The sequence below is a fragment of the Pseudomonas sp. zfem004 genome (assembly GCF_032621715.1).
Classification (GTDB): Bacteria; Pseudomonadota; Gammaproteobacteria; order Pseudomonadales; family Pseudomonadaceae; genus Aquipseudomonas; species Aquipseudomonas sichuanensis.
On the sequence record NZ_JAVYJF010000012.1, the window covers coordinates 119732 to 135786 of the forward strand.

A 16055-nucleotide genomic window follows, 5' to 3' on the forward strand; every position below is an offset into this window, starting at 1 on the left:
GGGACTGGAGTAGGCTGTAGCGCATCCTCCCTCAGCCGGAACCTGCGCCATGCCCCACCTGAACCTGGAATACAGCGACAACCTGGGCGAACTCAACGTCGACCTGCTGCTGTTGCGCCTGAATCACGCCCTGGTGGGCAGCGGCCAGTTTGCCGACGAAGCCGACATCAAGAGCCGCGCCCAGGCCTTCGCCAAGTACCGGGTGGGCACGGCACCGGGTGAGCGTGCCTTCGCCCATGTACGCCTGGCGATCCTCAGCGGGCGCTCGGAGCAGGTGAAGCAGCAGTTGTCGGGCAGCCTGCTGGCGGTGTTGCAGGAAGCCATCCCCGCCCAGGCCGGGCTGGATATCCAGCTGTGCGTGGAGGTGCTGGACATCGACCGTGAGCCCTACGCCAAGCTGCGCCTGCCGGCTGAATAAACGCTGAATGAAACTTGTTTAATTGATGAAAGCTGCGTTCCGACCAATTGTTACCAAGTTTTTCACAAAAAATTGATGCTAGCCTTCCTAGAGTTCGGCCAACTTCCCAAGGTGCCCGCCCGGGCACCCTGGCCGCTCATGAACTCTACCTGCGAATGCCATGCTCAACATCAAATCCCTGCGGACTGAATGGGTCACGCTGCTGGCCAGCCTTTACCTGTTGATCGGCCTCAACGCCTTCCTCTGGCAGCACCTGCAAGCCATTGTGCCGCCCGGCATGGTGGGGCTGTGGCTGGGCTTGGCATTCGCCGTGATGATGTTGTTCGCCTTCAATCTCATATTGACCTTGTTGGCATTCAAGTATGTGTTGAAACCGATATTGATCCTGTTGTTCATGAGCGGCGCGGGCGTTGCCTACTTCATGAATCAATATGGCGTGCTGATCGATACCGGCATGTTCCGCAATGTCGCGGAAACCAACGTTACGGAAGTTCGCGACCTGCTGTCGATCAAGTTTGCGCTATATATCGTGCTGCTTGGTGTGCTGCCGTCGCTGTTGGTATGGAAGGCAAAGATCGCCTATCGCCCCTGGTACCGCGAAGTGCTGGGCAAATTGGTGGTGACGGGGGCCTGTGTGGCGGCGCTGGGCTCGGTGGCACTGGTCAACTACCAAGGGCTTGCATCGCTGTTTCGCAACCACCACGAACTGCGCCTGATGCTTACCCCTAGCAATATCGTCGGCGCGTCCATCGGTTATGTCAGCGAACAGTTGGGTACTGCGGCGCGGCCGTTCCAGCCCTACGGCACCGATGCCCGCCGCGATGCCGCCTGGCAGCACCATGAGCGCAAGTCGCTGACCGTGCTGGTGGTGGGTGAAAGTGCACGCGCCGAGAACTTTGGCCTGCTTGGCTATGCCCGCAACACCACGCCGAATTTGGCCAAGCAGCAGGGCCTGTTGAGTTTTACCGATGTGCACTCGTGCGGTACCGAAACCGCCGTGTCTGTGCCGTGCATGTTCTCCGGCATGACCCGCAAGGACTATGACGCCCGCGTGGCCAAGAACCGCGAAGGCCTGCTCGACATCCTCCAGCGCGCCGGCCTGGCCGTGCAGTGGCGTGACAACCAGTCCGGCTGCAAGGGCACCTGCGACCGCGTGCAGTTCATCGACGTGAGCAACCTCACCGACCCGACCCTGTGCGCCAACGGCGAGTGCCACGACGAGATCCTCCTGCAGGGCCTGGGCGAGCTGATCGACAACCTCGACAAGGACACCGTGCTGGTGCTGCACCAGATGGGCAGCCACGGCCCCGAGTACTTCAAACGCTACCCGGCAGGCAGCGAGCCGTTCACCCCGGTGTGCCGCAGCAATGCGCTGAACCAGTGCAGCCAGGCGGAAATCGTCAATGGCTATGACAACACCCTGGCCTATACCGACAAGGTGCTGGGCTCGCTGATCGATACCCTGCGCAGCAAGCAGGACAAGGTCGACACGGCGATGATCTACCTGTCCGACCACGGCGAGTCGCTGGGTGAATACAACCTCTACCTGCACGGCACCCCCTACGTGATGGCGCCAGACCAGCAAAAGCACGTGCCGCTGTTGACCTGGTTCTCCGACAGCTACAAGCAGGACTTCGGCCTGGATACCGACTGCCTGGCCAAGCTGCGCGACGCACCGCTGTCGCAGGACAACCTGTTCCACTCGATGCTCGGCCTGTTGCAGGTACGCACCGAGGTCTACCAGCAGTCGCTGGACATGTTCGCCAGCTGCCGGCCGTGGCTGGCGGCGGGGCGCTGAAGCACGGTGTAAACGCCATCGCGGGGCAAGCCCGCTCCCACGCCAACCCTGGAGAGCGTGGGAGCGGGCTTGCCCCGCGATGGAAAAGCCGGCAACCGCCCGGCACCATGGATGGCGCGAGGTTTCACCCCCAGGGGCCGCGCCGTATATACTGCGCGCCAATGTTAGTGGGAGAGCCTCGTGGCCATCGAAATTCACTGGATCCGTGACGACCAGACCCTGGCCGAGCACTGCCAAAGCTGGCGCGAACTGCCCTTCGTGGCGCTCGACACCGAATTCATGCGGGTCGACACCTTCTACCCGAAAGCCGGCCTGATCCAGGTGGGCGTCGGCGAGCACGCCTACCTCATCGACCCTTTGCTGATCAAGGACTGGCAGCCGCTGGCCGAGCTGCTCGACGACACTGCCGTGGTCAAGGTGCTGCACGCCTGCAGCGAAGACCTCGAAGTGCTGCTGCGCCTGACCGGCAAGCTGCCGCAGCCGCTGTTCGACACCCAACTGGCTGCCGGTTACCTGAACATCGGCTTCTCCATGGGCTACTCGCGCCTGGTGCAGGAAGTCCTGGGGCTTGAACTGCCCAAGGGCGAAACCCGCTCCGACTGGCTGCAGCGCCCGCTGTCCGATACCCAGGTGAGCTACGCCGCCGAGGATGCCGTGCACCTGGCCGAGCTGTTCAGCGCGCTGCGCCCGAAATTGTCCGACGACAAGTACGCCTGGGTCCTCGAGGACGGCGCCGAGCTGGTCGCCGCGCTGCGTCGTGAAGTCGAGCCGGAGACCCTGTACCGCGACGTCAAGCTGGCCTGGAAGCTGGGCCCTCAGCAGTTGGCCGTGCTGCGCGAGCTGTGCGCCTGGCGCGAGCGTGAAGCCCGCAGCCGCGACGTACCGCGCAACCGTATCCTCAAGGAACACTCGTTGTGGCCCATGGCCAAGGGCCAACCCGGCAACCTGCCAGCCCTGGGCAAAATCGAAGAGATGCACCCGCGTACCATCCGCCAGGACGGCGAGTTCCTCATCCAGCTGATCAAGCGCGCCGCCGGCCTGCCCGCCGAACAGTGGCCGCAGCGCCTGCCTGAGCCGCTGCCGATCGAGGCCGCCGGCATTCTCAAGCGCCTGCGTGCCATCGGCCAGGCCGAAGGCGAGCGCCTGCAGATCGCCCCGGAGCTGATGCTGCGCAAGAAGACCCTCGAGGCCCTGCTCAAGAGCGGCTACCCCGACGGCCCCTATCAACTGCCCGATTCGCTGCGCGGCTGGCGTCGCGAGCGTATGGGCCAGGCCCTGCTGGACGACCTGGCAGGCGCCGGAGAAGCTCAATGAAACGTATCTGCTCGATTTACAGAAGCCCACGCAAGAACGGCATGTACCTCTACGCGCTCAAGGCCGACGGCCTGGAACGCATCCCGGAAGGCCTGTTGCCGTTCTTCGGCACGCCGGTGCATGCCTTCGACCTGGTGCTGACCCCGGAGCGCAAGCTGGCCCGCGAGGACATCGTGAAAGTGCTGGAGAACCTCGACAGCCAGGGTTACCACCTGCAGATGCCGCCGCCGGACGAGGAGTACATCGAACACCTGCCCGAAGAGTTGCTGCGCCGCAACGACCCGGTCTGATTCGGGCGCGCTCACCCTCATAGCTGCGGCCCGCCTGGCGGGCCGCTTTCGTTGTTTGCCAAGGTTGTGTTTCACATGCGCGTACTGATCGCTGAACAGGATCATGCCAACTACGCCCGCCTGCTCGGTGAGGCGGCACCGGACCTGGAGGTCCTGACCAGCGGCGACTCCGCCGAGCTGGCGCGCTTCGCCGCCGACTGCCCGGTGTGGCTGGGCCAGCCGGACCTGCTGGCCAGCCTGCTGCGCCAGGGCCATAAACCCGAGTGGATGCAATCGACCTGGGCGGGCATCACCCCGCTGCTGGCCGATGCGCTGCCGCGCGACTACCGCCTGACCCGGGCGGTGGGCATCTTCGGCCAGGTGATGGCCGAGTACATGCTCACCTACATGCTGGTGCACGAGCGCGAAGTGTTGTCGCGCCTGGTCAGCCAGGTCGAGCGGCGCTGGGACGACCGCCCCGGGCGCAGCCTGGAAGGGCGCCGGGTACTGGTCGTCGGCACGGGCGACATCGGCCAGCGGGTCGCCGAGTTCCTCGTGCCCTTTGGCGTGACCCTGTACGGCGTGGCCAGCACTGCGCGCGAGCAGGCACCCTTCGTCGAGGTGGTCGGGCTCGACCAGTTGCCGCGCATGGTCGGGCAGGCCGATTACGTGCTCAACCTGCTGCCCGATACCCCGGCTACCCACGATCTCTATGACGCGGCGCTGTTCAAATGCTTCCAGCCCAGCGCATTGTTCATCAACGCCGGGCGTGGCGCGGCGGTGGTCGATGCGGACCTGGTCGCGGCGCTCAAGGAAGGCCATCTGGCCGGTGCGGTGATCGATGTTTGCCGGCAGGAGCCGTTGCCTCAACGGCACCCGTTCTGGACGGCCTGGGGGCTGCTGCTGACCGGGCACAGCTCGGCGCCGACCTCGCCACCGGCGATGGTGCGCTTGTTCGTCGAGAATGTGCGGGCCTATGCAGCGGGGCAGGGGTTGCGCGGCGAAGTGGATTTCGCTCGGGGGTATTGATTCATCTTTAACCTGTCCCGGCCTCTTCGCGGGTAAACCCGCTCCCACAGGTCCTTCACTGCCCTCAAGAACAGTGAGGGTCCTGTGGGAGCGGGTTTACCCGCGAAGAGGCCAGGGCAGCCAGCAGAAGGCTTACAGGCTGAACTCACCCTCAGCCGCCAACTCGCTCAGCGGCCGGCGCGGGCTCGGTACTTCGCGGGCCTGCAGGCCCTCGGCCAGGGTCGCCTTGTCGCCCAGCTTGCCGATCGCCACCATCGCGTGCAGCGCGTAGCCTTCGGGGATCTTCAGCTCGCTGCGGGCCAGGTCCTGGTCGAAACCGGCCATGCCATGGGTGTGCCAGCCGCTGATGCTGGCCTGCAGCGCCAGGTGGCCCCAGGCGGAGCCGGTGTCGAAGGTGTGCCACAGCGCCGGCTTTTCTTCCTCGGAGCCCGGTGCGGCGAAGGTGGTCTTGGAAATCACCAGCACCAGCGCCGAAGCCTGCTGCGCCCAGCTGCGGTTGAACTCGTTGAGGATGCCCAGGTAGCGCTCCCAGCTCGGCGTGTCGCGGCGCGCATAGAGGAAGCGCCAAGGCTGCGAGTTGTAGGCCGACGGCGCCCAGCGCGCGGCTTCAAGGAAGCTCAGCAGGGTTTCCTGGCTGATCGGCTCGGCGGTGAAGGCGCGAGGCGACCAGCGGTTGATGAACTGCTCGTTGATGGCGTAGTCGGCGATACGAGGGGTGGCGCTCATGGCTGCTCCTGCAGTGGGCGGGGTAAAGACCGCACGCTACTGCGTCCGGCAAGCACTGACAAGCGGTCTGGCGTTGCCGCCGGACAGCCTCTAGACTGGCGCCGCCGCGCGCCGCGGATTCAAGTTGATTGCAGGAATACGTGTGATGATCGCCGACACCGCGCCCTTCTGGCGGCGCAAGACCCTCGAACAACTCGACCCGCGCGAGTGGGAGTCGCTGTGCGACGGCTGCGGCCTGTGCTGCCTGCAGAAGCTCGAGGACGAAGAAGACAACAGCGTCTATTACACGAGCATCGCCTGCAAACTGCTCGACCTCACCACCTGCCAGTGCAGCGACTACCCCAACCGCTTCGCCCAGGTGCCCGACTGCATCCAGCTCACCCCGGGCAAGGCCGACCAGTTCAAGTGGCTGCCGCCCACCTGCGGTTACCGCCTGGTCAGCGAGGGCAAGGACCTGCCGGCCTGGCATCACCTGGTCTGCGGCGACCGCGAGCAAGTCCACGAGCAGCGTATTTCCCGGTCCGGACGCATGCTCAGTGAAAACGATGTGGATGAAGACGACTGGGAAGATCACCTGATTTTCCGCGCTGGTTGAATCGCCCGGGCTTTCGCCTCTGGGGAACAAGGAGTTTTCTGTATGCGTCGCCCGCTGTTGCTGCTGCTTGGCCTGCTGGCCAGTTCCCAGGTACTGGCGAAGAAAGTCGACCTCGATTACCAGGTGCGCCTGCTGCCCCAGAGCGGCCAGGCCGAAGTGCGCCTGACCCTGGCCGACGGTAGCGTGGTACGCAGCCTGGACTTTGACCTGGGCCAGGGCGGCGCCTACAGCGACTTCCTCGCCGACGGCCAGTGGCAGGCCCAGGGCGGGCGCGGCGTGTGGCGCCCGGCCCCAGGCAAGACCAGCCTCAGCTACCGGGTGCTGCTCGATCAGGCGCAGCCTGGTGCCAGCCATGAGGCCCGTATTACCGCGCAGTGGGCGCTGCTGCGCGGCGAGCAACTGGTGCCGCCGGCGCGCCTTGACCAGCAGGACGGCACCGAACTGGTGGCGCGCCTGACCTTCGAATTGCCCGCAGGCTGGAAGAGCGTGGAAACCGCCTGGCCGCGCATCGGCCGGCAGAAATTCCGTATCGACGATGTTTCGCGCCTGTTCGACCGGCCCACGGGCTGGATGCTCGCCGGCAACCTCGGCAGCCGCCGTGCGCGCCTTGGCGAGACCGAGGTCACCGTGGCCGCGCCGCAGGGGCAGGGCATGCGCCGCATGGATACGCTGACCCTGCTGACCTTCGTCTGGCCGCAGCTGCAGGCGGTGTTCCCGCGCAACCCGCCCAAGCTGCTGCTGGTCGGCGCCCGGGACGGCATGTGGCGCGGCGCCCTGGCCGGGCACAACTCGCTGTACCTGTACAGCGGCGCCGCGCTGATCAATGACAGCGGCACCAGCCCTCTGCTGCGCGAGGTGGTGCAGTTGTTTGCGCAGATCAACGACCGCGATGGCAGCGACTGGCTCGGCGAGAGCCTCACCGACTACTACGCCACCGAACTGCTGCGCCGGGCCGGTGGCATCAGCGATGACCGCTACCAGGCCTTGCAGGCCCGCCTGCACAAGCAGGGCGCCAAGGTGACCCAGCTCAAGGGCGCCAAGGCCGACGCCGCGCAGGTCGCCCGTGGGGTGTTGCTGTTGCAGGCGTTGGACCGCGAGATCCGCCTGCACAACCACGACAAGCGCTCCCTGGACGATGTCGCGCGGGCGCTGATGCGCCTGTCCAGCGTGAGCACCGAAGAGTTCGTGCAGATCAGCGAGAACGTGCTCGGGCGCCAGTCCGAGGTGTTGCAGAGCAAGCTGTTGCGCTAGATCAGATTACGTTTGCCTGTACCGGCCTCTTCGCGGGTAAACCCGCTCCCACAGGGGGCGCGACTGGCTACTGGTTTAATGAGCTGGCGCGCTCTCTGTGGGAGCGGGCTTGCCCCGCGAACACGGGCGCAGCCCGTGCCAGACTCCGCACTGTCCCCCTTCGATCCCACCGCACAACCGCTCTGGCATGACCTTCCTGGCCAAGTCCAGGTCCGCCTCGGGCAATCTGTCCCGCTGGCGCTCGCTTAGCTTGGATTGGCGCCAGGCCCTCTACATCCCGGCCTGGCGCGCTCCCATAACAACTCCAAGAAGGGATCAGGATGACCAATCCAAGCGCGGGACATGCCGGCGGCCAGCTGGCGCAAGGTTTCAAACCCAGGCACGTAACCATGCTGTCGATCGCCGGGGTGATCGGCGCCGGGCTGTTCGTTGGCTCGGGGCACGCCATCGCCGCAGCCGGCCCGGCGGCCATCGTCGCCTATGCCCTGGCCGGCACCCTGGTGGTGCTGGTGATGCGCATGCTCGGCGAAATGGCGGTGGCCAGCCCCGACACCGGCTCGTTCTCCACCTACGCCGACCGCGCCATCGGCCGCTGGGCGGGCTTTACCATCGGCTGGCTGTACTGGTGGTTCTGGGTGCTGGTGATCCCCATCGAGGCCATCGCCGCCGGGGTGGTGCTGAACAACTGGTTCCCGCACATCGAACCCTGGTTCTTCGCCCTGGCGATGACGGTGCTGCTGACCTTCACCAACCTGTTCAGCGTGGCCAAGTACGGCGAGTTCGAGTTCTGGTTCGCCATGCTCAAGGTCATCGCCATCATTGCCTTCATCGCCCTCGGCGCGTTTGCCCTGGCCGGGGCCTTGCCCGCGCGCGAGGTCAGTGGCCTGGCGCGGTTGATGAGCGAGCATGGCGGCTTCATGCCCAACGGCTGGACGGCGATCATCGGCGCCTTGCTCACCACCATGTTCAGCTACCTGGGCACGGAAGCGGTGACCATCGCCGCCTCCGAATCCTCGGACCCGGCGCGCAACATCGCCAAGGCCACCCGTTCGGTGATCTGGCGCATCAGCGTGTTCTATCTGCTGTCGATCTTCGTGATCATCTCGGTGGTGCCGTGGAACGACCCACTGCTGCCGGTGCAGGGCTCGTACCAGCGGGCGCTGGAGATCATGCAGATCCCCTACGCCAAGCTGCTGGTGGACATGGTGGTGCTGGTGGCGGTGGCCAGCTGCCTGAACTCGTCGATCTACATTTCCTCGCGCATGCTGTTCTCGCTGGCCAAGCGCGGCGACGCACCGGCGGCCATTGGCCGTACGTCCAAGGTCGGGGTACCGCGGGCGGCGGTGATCGGCAGTACGCTGATCGGCATGCTCACCACCGTGGTCAATTACTTCGCGCCGTCCGAGGTGTTTGCCTTCCTGCTGGCCAGCTCGGGCTCCATCGCGCTGCTGGTGTACCTGGCGATCGCCTGCTCGCAGTTGCGCATGCGGGCGTTGCTTGAGCGGCAGAGCCAGCAGATCGCCTTCAAGATGTGGCTGTACCCCTGGCTGACCTGGGCGGTGATCGGTTTCATCGTGTTTGCGTTGGGGGTGATGTTCGTGATGCCGCAGCATCGCTTGGAGGTGTCGTTGACCCTTGGGTTGGCGGTGGTGATTCTGCTGGTTGGGGTAGTCAAGCAGCGGCGGCATGCCTTGGCGCCGATAGCGCGCCCGGCGTGACGCCCATCGCGGGGCAAGTCGCAGCGGCGCACCGCCGCTCCCACGTGCTCCCAAGCCAATTTTTGGGGGCGGAGCGTGGGAGCGGCGGTGCGCCGCTGCGACTTGCCCCGCGATGCTTTCAAGTGTTTTCGCGCTTGGGCGCTTTCACACAGCCAAACCGCTTCTCCCGCGAAGGGCTGTAGCCAAAGAACGACGCATAGCACTTGCTGAAATGGCTGGCCGAGACGAACCCGCAGGCCACCGCCACATCCAGGATCGGCAGGTCGGAATACTGCAGCAGCCGTCGGCTTTCGGTAATCCGCAGCTCCAGGTAATAACGCACCGGCGTGGTGCCCAGTTGATGCTGGAACAACCGCCCGATCTGGCGCTTGGAGCGGCCCACATAGTCGGCCAGTTGGTCCTGGCTCAACGGCTCTTCAAGATTCGCGCTCATCAGGTTGATCGCCTCGCGCAGGGGCTCGCTGATGTTGGCCTGCGGCGCCGGCGTGGCGCGCTTGTAGCGTGACGCCTCGAAGGCCAGGATCGCGCCGATGCCTTCGGCCAGCTCGCTGCCACGCAGACGGCCGAGCCATTCCTGCACCATGCCGAATGCCCCGCCGGGGCTGGCGGCGCTGAGGCGGTCGCGGTCAACCACGAAACTGTCGCTCGAAACCTGGCTGTGCCGGGCGATCTCGGCCACCGCGCCGCGATGCTCCGGGTGCACGGCGCAGCGGTGGCCGTCGAGCAGCCCGGCCTGGCCGAGGAACCAGGCACCGTTCCACAGCCCGCCCAGGGCCACGCCTTTGCGTGCCAGGGCCTGCAGCAGGCCGGCCAGTTCCGCTGATGCCGTCAGCGCGGTGCGCAGCCCGCCACACACCACGAACAGGTCCAGCGGCTGTTCCAGGCTGTGGGCCATGGCCCCGGCGGGGCAGATGACGATGCCCAGGTCGCTGGTGACCGAGCTGCCATCCAGGCTGAAGGTCGTACTTGCGCAGGCGTCGGGCTGGATCAGGTTGGCAGTGACCAGCGTGTCCAGGGCCTGGGTAAAGGCCGGCAGGGAAAAGTGCTCCAGCAGCAGAAAACCCACGCGGGCCTGCTGGCCGGTGGGCTGTACTGCGTTGCCGGTGAACCGTGAGTTGTGCCCTTGCAGGGCGCTGCTGAAGTGTCGTGTCGGGAGCAACGGGTGTTTCTCTTGCTGGCAGGTTGAAAGACGGCGGGCACTGTCGCCCGCCGCGTGTAGGTTCAATGGGCGGGCAGGGCTCCCCGGCGTCGTTGCAGCAGGCCGCGGGACAAGCGGTCGAGCAGCAGCGCCACGGCCACGATGGCCAACCCCGCGCGCAGGCCCAGACCCATTTCCATGCGGGTCAAGCCGCGGGTCACTTCCGCGCCCAGGCCGCCGGCACCGACCAGCCCGGCCAGCACCACCATGGCCAGCGACAGCAGGATGCACTGGTTGAGGCCCACCAGCAGGGTGGGCAGGGCGCTGGGCAGTTCGATCTTGAGCAGGATGGTGCGTGGCGTGGCGCCGGTGGCCTGGCCGAGTTCGAGCAGGTCCTTGGGCACCTGGCGAAAGCCCAGGCTGGTCAGGCGCAGCATCGGCGGGATGCCATAGATGATGGTGGCGATGATCGCCGGCACCTTGCCCAGGCTGAAGATGATCACGGCCGGGATCAGGTACACCCAGGGCGGCACGGTCTGCATGATGTTCAGCAGCGGGCCGATGGCGTTGTCGAAGCGCTTGACCCGCGCCGCCAGGATGCCCAGCGGGAAGGCGATGGCCACGGCGATCAGCACCGCTACCGAGACCAGGGCGATGGTCTGCATCGACGCGGTCCAGAAACCGCTGCCCCAGCAGAAGCCCAGCAGCACGCCGGCCAGCAGCGCATTGCGCAGGCTGATGAACAGCGCGGTGAGCCCGCACACCATGGCGATCAGTGCCCAGGCCGGCGGCAGCAGCAGCGCCGCTTCGATGGCGCCGAGCACCGTTTCGACGAAGTGGCTGATGGCGACGAACAGGCCGTGCAGGTTGGCGTTGAGCCAGTCGAACACGGGGGCCAGGTAGGCGCCGGGGGAAAGGTTCAGCTCAGTGAGTGTCATGGCCGGTCTCCTGGCGGGTGCCGCTCTGGGCGAGGCGGTCGAGGATCAGGGTCAGCACCACGATGGCGATGGCGGCGTTGATCGAACGGGCGATGTCCAGGGTGCGGATGGCGGTGTAGATCACTTCGCCCAGCCCGCCGGAGCCGACGATGCCGGCGATCACCACCATGCCGAAGGCCATCATCAGGCTCTGGTTGATGCCGGTCATGATGCTCGGCAGGGCGAACGGCAGGCGGATCTTGACGAACTGCTGCCAGCCGGTGGTGCCGCTGGCATGGCCCAGCTCGATGAACACCTTGGGCGTCATGCGGATGCCCAACGCGGTCAGGCGCACCACCGGCGGCACGGCGACGATGAAGGTGGCCACCAGTGCGGTGCCGGCGCCATAGCCGAGCAGGGCGATGGCCGGCAGCAGGTAGATGTACGGCGGCAGGGTCTGGATCAGGTCCATCACCGGTTCGCTGATGCGGTACAGGGTGGGGGACAGGCCGGCGGCCACGCCGCAGGGGATGCCCACCAGCAGCGCCAGGCTGGTGGCGGTCAACACCAGCGCCAGGGTGCTCATGGTCTGCGGCCACAGCCCCATCAGCGCGCACAGCAGCAGCGCAGCCAGGGTGCCGAGGGCAAAGCGCCGCCCGGCCAGGCGCCAGGCCAGCAGGGCGAACAGCACGGCGACGACATAGAAGGGCGCCAGGGTGGTCACGGCCAGCACCGCTTCGTACAGCGCCTTGAGCACGTCGTTGACTGCGTCGAACAGCTGCGAGGCGTTGTCCGACAGCCACATCAGGCCGTTGTCGACGGTTTCGTCGAAGGCAGCGGCAAAGTCGGCGGGGTTCATGCCGAGCCCTCCCGCGAGGTGGGCACCGCGTGCAGCGGGGTTTCCGGCGGCACGCCCTGCACCGCGCGCAGCAGGGCGCGCTGGCTGATCACGCCCACCAGCACGCCGTTGTCGCGGATACCCACGGCATCCTGCCCCGAGCGGATCAGCAGGTTGATCAGGGTGTCCAGGTCGCTGTCGGGGCTGGCGCATTCCAGGTGGTCGAGGCTCTCGCCACGGGGCGGCGGCTGCATGATCGAATGGGCCTTGACCAGGTGCAGGCGCGAGATGCCGGCGACGAACTCGGCCACGTAGTCGTCGGCCGGGCTGAGCACGATGTCCTCGGCGGTGCCTTCCTGGATGATCACCCCGTCTTTCATGATGGCGATGCGGTCGCCGATGCGGATCGCTTCCTCCAGGTCGTGGGTGATGAACACCGCCGACTTGCCCAGCGACTTGGTCAGTTGGCGGAATTCGTCCTGCAACTGGCGGCGGATCAGCGGGTCGAGGGCGCTGAACGGCTCGTCCATGAGGATCACTTCCGGGTCGGAGGCGATGGCCCGGGCCAGGCCGACGCGCTGCTGCATGCCGCCGGACAGTTCTGCCGGGTAGCGATTGGCCCAGTCGCTCAGGCCCACCTTGGCCAGCGCACGGCCGGCCACCTCATGGCGCTCGGCCTTGCCCACGCCTTGCACTTCAAGGCCGAAGGCGGCGTTTTCCAGCACCGTGCGGTGCGGCAACAGAGCGACGCTCTGGAACACCATGCCGATGTGTTTGGCGCGCACGTCGCGCAGGGCGGCGGCATCGAGCCTGGCGATATCCCGGCCCTTGACCAGCACTTCGCCGCTGGTGGGGGTGATGAGCCGGTTGAGCAGGCGGATCAGCGTGGACTTGCCACTGCCGGACAGGCCCATGATGCAGAAGATCTCACCGCGGCGGACCTGCAGGCTGACGTTCGAGACGCCCACCACGCAGCCGTATTCCTGGAGGATCTGGGTCTTGCTCAGGCCGCGCTCGCGGTAGGCCTGCAGGGCGGCCGGCGCGCGGTCGCCGAAGATCTTCCAGACGCCGCGGCAATCGACCAGTGTTTCAACAGCATGTTCAGTATTCATAGGTGCACCCGAACCAGAGTCTTCTGGTGTGTTCTTGTTTCAAGTTCGGCAGTGGCGAAAAGGCTGTGGCGTGAATCAGTATTTTTTGATGTTTTCCCAGCGCTTGAGCAGGTCGGCATGTTTGTCGGCCCAGTCCTTGACCGCGTCGTCCATGGTCTTGCCATCCTTCACCGCGCCGTTGATGGCGGTGATGTCGGCCAGGGGCACATAGACGCTGGCGATCACTTCACGGGCCTGAGGATTGGCGGCGGAGAAACCTTTCTGGCCGACCCAGTAGTAGCCCTGGGGTGGGGCGAAGGCGCCTTTGGGGTCCTTGAGGAACTTGATGTCGTATTTCTGCGCCATCCAGGACGGCTCCCACAGGGTCACGGCCACCCATTCCTTACGGTCGACGGCCGACTTGAGCGCGGCAGTCATGGCCGCGGTGCTGCCTTCGAGCAGGTTGAGCTTGAGGTCGTAGGCCTTCACCGCGTTGGCGGCTTCGTTCATCAGGCCCGAACCGGGCTCGATGCCGACGATCTTGTTGCCGAACTTGTCGGCGTTTTCATTGAGCTGCTCGATCGAGTCGATGGTCACGTACTTGGGCACGGCAATGGCCTGGTACAGGCCGTGGGATACCGGCGAGATCTTCTCCAGGCGGTTCTTGTTCTTGTTCCAGTAGTCCTGGGCCACGTAGTCGATCTGCGAGGCGAGGATCTGCACATCGCCCTTGCCCAGTGCTGCGTAGGCGATGCCCCATTCGGAGAACGAGGTCACTTCGACCTTGTAGCCGGCGTCTTCCAGGACTTTCTTGGTGATGCCGGTGATGGGCGTGAGGTCTTCCCAGGACAGGGTGCCCATCTTGATGACCTTGTCGTCGGCGTGGGCCTGGCACAGGCCGAGGCCAACCAGGGTCAGTGCGCAAAGCGCCTTGCGGATACGGTTCATGTGGTGCTCCTTCGAGGTGTCGTATGGGCTTTGGAGGCCCTTATGTGTTGTTGTCGTTGTTGAATTTCACCTGCGCAGGTCCGCCGCCGGGCCGAAGCCCGCCAGGGGTGCGTACTACCAAGTCCGTTGTTCGCCGGGCACCGCCCGGAGCGCTCAGGGGCCGCCGATGCCGCTGGCCAGGTCGTCGACCAGCCCTTGCGGGGCGATGTACAGCTGCATGTTGCAGCGCGACAGTTCCCAGTGTTCGAACACCAGGTCGACCACCGCGCCTTCGTCATGCCGGTCGAAGGCCTCGATGAAACCGTCGTGGTGTTCCACGGCCAGGGCCAGGTGGCGCTCCATCTCGCTGTTGCGCGGGCGGAAGAAAGTGTGGCCGATGCGTGCGTGGTCGATCAGCAGGCGGCCGAGGCTGGGTTCCAGGTAAGGGTTGCCCGACATCTGGCCCATGATTTCGTGGAAGCGGTTGTTGGCCACCACCATGGTGCGGGCGTCGTGCTCGGCACTGGCACGGCGGAAACGCTCCTGGGTGGCGCGCAGGTCGCGCAGCTGGCCCGGCTTGTAGTTGTGCACCGCCAGGCGGCCAATGGCGGCGTAGACCATGGGCGCGACCAGGAAGAAGTTGCGCAGGGTCGAGTGGTTCATCGGCGCCACCCGGGCGCCACGGTTTTCCTGGATGTCGAGGTAGCCTTCGCCGGCCAGGCGGCGGAACACCTCGCGGACCGGGGTTCGCGACAGGCCGTAGCGCTCGCTCAGGCCCAGTTCGTCGAGCACCTGGTCGGGGTCCAGCTCCATGGTCAGGATCTGGTTTTTCAGATCCTCGTACAGATCGTTCTTGCCGCTTCTCATGAAGACCCCCGCTGCGCTGACACCCGGAGTGATGGCTGTTTTGCAGCAGACTCGCACGGGATCGGAGGGCGGTCAATCGCATTGTATTCTTTCTGTATACTTAAAAAATTCAGCAAGAATACTCAGCGACCCAAGCTATTCATGGGCTTGCGTGCGGGAGGGTGGGTGATCACCGGGCGCAAAATCGTCGTTGATGGGCATGATTTTGTCGTCGATGGATAAGCGCCTGCCTTCAGGCCCGTTCCAGCGCGGGTAAACAGCGGATGTGGTCAAATACCCACAGCGCGCAACGGGTGTTTTCGACACTTCAACCGCTCATCGAAAAAGCTGTAGACACATTGTCTAACGCTACCCTATAGTCATTATACAAATTGTAGACACAGACCTATGACAAGCAAAAAGGCCTCCATGAAAGCCAACGTCGATGTCCAACCCACCACTGGCGATGCGCCGCTCGACCGCAAGGGTGTCCTCGCCGACGCCCTGCGCCGGCGCATCCTCAGCATGGAGTTGGCGCCGGGCGCGGTGGTCGATGAACTGGCGATGTGCGAAGAGTTCGGCCTGTCGCGGCCACCGGTGCGCGAGCTGCTGCGCCAGATCGCGGCCGAGGGCTACATCGAGCTGGAGGCCAACCGCGCCCCCCGTGTGGCGGCAATGAACCACGACTCGCTGCACAGCTTCTTTTTGGCCGCGCCGCTGATCTACATCGCCACCACGCAGCTGGCGGCGACCCATGCCACCGCGCAGGAAATCGAAGGTTTGAAGGCGATCCAGGCCCAGTTCCGCCAGGCCATCGAAACCCAGGACGTGGAAAACCGCGTGCTCTACAACGATGCCTTCCACCTGGAAATCGGCAAGATGGCGCACAACGACTACCTGATGCCGAGCCTGCGCCGGTTGCTGATCGACCATACCCGCCTGGGCAAGATCTTCTACCGCCATCCGACCACCGATGACATGCAGCGCGACCTCGAGCTGGCCTGCACCCAACACGATCAGATGATCGAGGCGATCGAACGCCGCGATCCGGAAACCGCCGGGCAGCTGGTGCGCGAGCACTTCGAGCTGTCCCGTCGCCGCATGGCCGAATACGCGGCGCCCCAGGGAATGGAAGTGGCACTGGCCTTGACGTGAAACTCACCGCCACCCCATCACCCGG

16 protein-coding genes are annotated in these 16055 nt (G+C 65.4%); 9 read left to right on the forward strand and 7 right to left on the reverse strand.

From position 1 onward, the window contains the following. The first annotated feature begins 49 nt into the window (after window positions 1-49). The 5 genes from RTH46_RS15005 (at window position 50) to RTH46_RS15025 (ending at window position 4828) form a co-directional block, all read left to right on the forward strand. On the forward strand, window positions 50-418 hold the full coding sequence (locus tag RTH46_RS15005) for a 5-carboxymethyl-2-hydroxymuconate Delta-isomerase (protein ID WP_153787162.1): 369 nt from the start codon (window positions 50-52) through the stop codon (window positions 416-418). 160 nt (window positions 419-578) lie between these two features. Then, complete coding sequence (locus RTH46_RS15010) at window positions 579-2216, forward strand: phosphoethanolamine--lipid A transferase (RefSeq protein WP_316906001.1); 1638 nt, start codon at window positions 579-581, stop codon at window positions 2214-2216. A gap of 180 nt (window positions 2217-2396) precedes the next feature. Then, window positions 2397-3530 carry a ribonuclease D gene (rnd, locus tag RTH46_RS15015; protein ID WP_153787160.1) on the forward strand — a complete coding sequence of 378 codons (1134 nt, stop codon included), beginning with the start codon at window positions 2397-2399 and terminating at the stop codon, window positions 3528-3530. Further along, window positions 3527-3820 (forward strand): YcgL domain-containing protein, encoded by a 294-nt coding sequence (locus tag RTH46_RS15020; protein WP_153787159.1) that lies wholly within the window; start codon window positions 3527-3529, stop codon window positions 3818-3820. Before rnd ends, RTH46_RS15020 begins: the two co-directional genes overlap by 4 nt. Window positions 3821-3895: 75 nt before the next feature. Continuing rightward, the gene (locus RTH46_RS15025) at window positions 3896-4828 is read left to right on the forward strand and encodes a D-2-hydroxyacid dehydrogenase (RefSeq protein WP_316906002.1); all 933 of its coding nucleotides are present in this window, start codon (window positions 3896-3898) and stop codon (window positions 4826-4828) included. Between the two features lie 132 nt (window positions 4829-4960). Here RTH46_RS15025 and RTH46_RS15030 read toward each other — a convergent pair whose 3' ends face one another. Beyond that, the gene (locus tag RTH46_RS15030; protein WP_153787157.1) at window positions 4961-5554 is read right to left on the reverse strand and encodes a nitroreductase family protein; all 594 of its coding nucleotides are present in this window, start codon (window positions 5552-5554) and stop codon (window positions 4961-4963) included. Between the two features lie 145 nt (window positions 5555-5699). Between RTH46_RS15030 and RTH46_RS15035 the strand changes: the two genes are divergently transcribed. The 3 genes from RTH46_RS15035 to gabP all read left to right on the forward strand — a co-directional run bounded on the left by RTH46_RS15035 (window position 5700) and on the right by gabP (window position 9118). Further along, window positions 5700-6149, forward strand: a complete 450-nt coding sequence (locus RTH46_RS15035; protein WP_153787156.1) for a YcgN family cysteine cluster protein — start codon at window positions 5700-5702, stop codon at window positions 6147-6149. A gap of 42 nt (window positions 6150-6191) precedes the next feature. Continuing rightward, window positions 6192-7400 (forward strand): hypothetical protein, encoded by a 1209-nt coding sequence (locus RTH46_RS15040; protein ID WP_153787155.1) that lies wholly within the window; start codon window positions 6192-6194, stop codon window positions 7398-7400. A gap of 320 nt (window positions 7401-7720) precedes the next feature. Then, a complete protein-coding gene (gabP, locus tag RTH46_RS15045; RefSeq protein WP_316906003.1) occupies window positions 7721-9118 on the forward strand; it encodes a GABA permease in 1398 nt (465 codons plus the stop codon). A 118-nt stretch (window positions 9119-9236) separates the two neighbouring features. On the opposite strand, the gene RTH46_RS15050 is transcribed toward gabP, so the two are convergent. From RTH46_RS15050 to RTH46_RS15075, 6 genes are all read right to left on the reverse strand, one after another. Then, window positions 9237-10277, reverse strand: coding sequence for a GlxA family transcriptional regulator (locus tag RTH46_RS15050; RefSeq protein WP_316906004.1), 1041 nt, complete (start codon window positions 10275-10277; stop codon window positions 9237-9239). A gap of 62 nt (window positions 10278-10339) precedes the next feature. Continuing rightward, complete coding sequence (locus tag RTH46_RS15055) at window positions 10340-11194, reverse strand: ABC transporter permease (RefSeq protein ID WP_153786672.1); 855 nt, start codon at window positions 11192-11194, stop codon at window positions 10340-10342. Then, complete coding sequence (locus tag RTH46_RS15060) at window positions 11181-12032, reverse strand: ABC transporter permease (protein WP_279847801.1); 852 nt, start codon at window positions 12030-12032, stop codon at window positions 11181-11183. Before RTH46_RS15060 ends, RTH46_RS15055 begins: the two co-directional genes overlap by 14 nt. Then, complete coding sequence (locus RTH46_RS15065) at window positions 12029-13123, reverse strand: glycine betaine/L-proline ABC transporter ATP-binding protein (RefSeq protein WP_316906005.1); 1095 nt, start codon at window positions 13121-13123, stop codon at window positions 12029-12031. Before RTH46_RS15065 ends, RTH46_RS15060 begins: the two co-directional genes overlap by 4 nt. Before the next feature lie 75 nt (window positions 13124-13198). Continuing rightward, window positions 13199-14050: a glycine betaine ABC transporter substrate-binding protein gene (locus tag RTH46_RS15070; protein WP_279847800.1), complete on the reverse strand. Its 852-nt coding sequence runs from the start codon at window positions 14048-14050 to the stop codon at window positions 13199-13201. A 153-nt stretch (window positions 14051-14203) separates the two neighbouring features. Next, window positions 14204-14896: a GntR family transcriptional regulator gene (locus RTH46_RS15075; RefSeq protein WP_153786676.1), complete on the reverse strand. Its 693-nt coding sequence runs from the start codon at window positions 14894-14896 to the stop codon at window positions 14204-14206. A gap of 408 nt (window positions 14897-15304) precedes the next feature. Here RTH46_RS15075 and RTH46_RS15080 point away from each other — a divergent pair, with 408 nt between their 5' ends. Next, window positions 15305-16030 (forward strand): GntR family transcriptional regulator, encoded by a 726-nt coding sequence (locus tag RTH46_RS15080; RefSeq protein WP_110992473.1) that lies wholly within the window; start codon window positions 15305-15307, stop codon window positions 16028-16030. Window positions 16031-16055: the final 25 nt, after the last annotated feature.

Bases quoted from the DNA above. Each gene is read 5' to 3' on its own strand.
- RTH46_RS15005 (WP_153787162.1), top strand. From the start codon at position 50: ATGCCCCACCTGAACCTGGAATACAGCGACAACCTGGGCGAACTCAAC.
- RTH46_RS15075 (WP_153786676.1), bottom strand. From the start codon at position 14,896: ATGAGAAGCGGCAAGAACGATCTGTACGAGGATCTGAAAAACCAGATC.
- RTH46_RS15035 (WP_153787156.1), top strand. From the start codon at position 5,700: ATGATCGCCGACACCGCGCCCTTCTGGCGGCGCAAGACCCTCGAACAA.
- RTH46_RS15020 (WP_153787159.1), top strand. From the start codon at position 3,527: ATGAAACGTATCTGCTCGATTTACAGAAGCCCACGCAAGAACGGCATG.
- RTH46_RS15080 (WP_110992473.1), top strand. From the start codon at position 15,305: ATGAAAGCCAACGTCGATGTCCAACCCACCACTGGCGATGCGCCGCTC.
- RTH46_RS15055 (WP_153786672.1), bottom strand. From the start codon at position 11,194: ATGACACTCACTGAGCTGAACCTTTCCCCCGGCGCCTACCTGGCCCCC.
- gabP (WP_316906003.1), top strand. From the start codon at position 7,721: ATGACCAATCCAAGCGCGGGACATGCCGGCGGCCAGCTGGCGCAAGGT.
- RTH46_RS15070 (WP_279847800.1), bottom strand. From the start codon at position 14,050: ATGAACCGTATCCGCAAGGCGCTTTGCGCACTGACCCTGGTTGGCCTC.
- RTH46_RS15030 (WP_153787157.1), bottom strand. From the start codon at position 5,554: ATGAGCGCCACCCCTCGTATCGCCGACTACGCCATCAACGAGCAGTTC.
- RTH46_RS15025 (WP_316906002.1), top strand. From the start codon at position 3,896: ATGCGCGTACTGATCGCTGAACAGGATCATGCCAACTACGCCCGCCTG.
- RTH46_RS15040 (WP_153787155.1), top strand. From the start codon at position 6,192: ATGCGTCGCCCGCTGTTGCTGCTGCTTGGCCTGCTGGCCAGTTCCCAG.
- RTH46_RS15060 (WP_279847801.1), bottom strand. From the start codon at position 12,032: ATGAACCCCGCCGACTTTGCCGCTGCCTTCGACGAAACCGTCGACAAC.
- RTH46_RS15010 (WP_316906001.1), top strand. From the start codon at position 579: ATGCTCAACATCAAATCCCTGCGGACTGAATGGGTCACGCTGCTGGCC.
- RTH46_RS15065 (WP_316906005.1), bottom strand. From the start codon at position 13,123: ATGAATACTGAACATGCTGTTGAAACACTGGTCGATTGCCGCGGCGTC.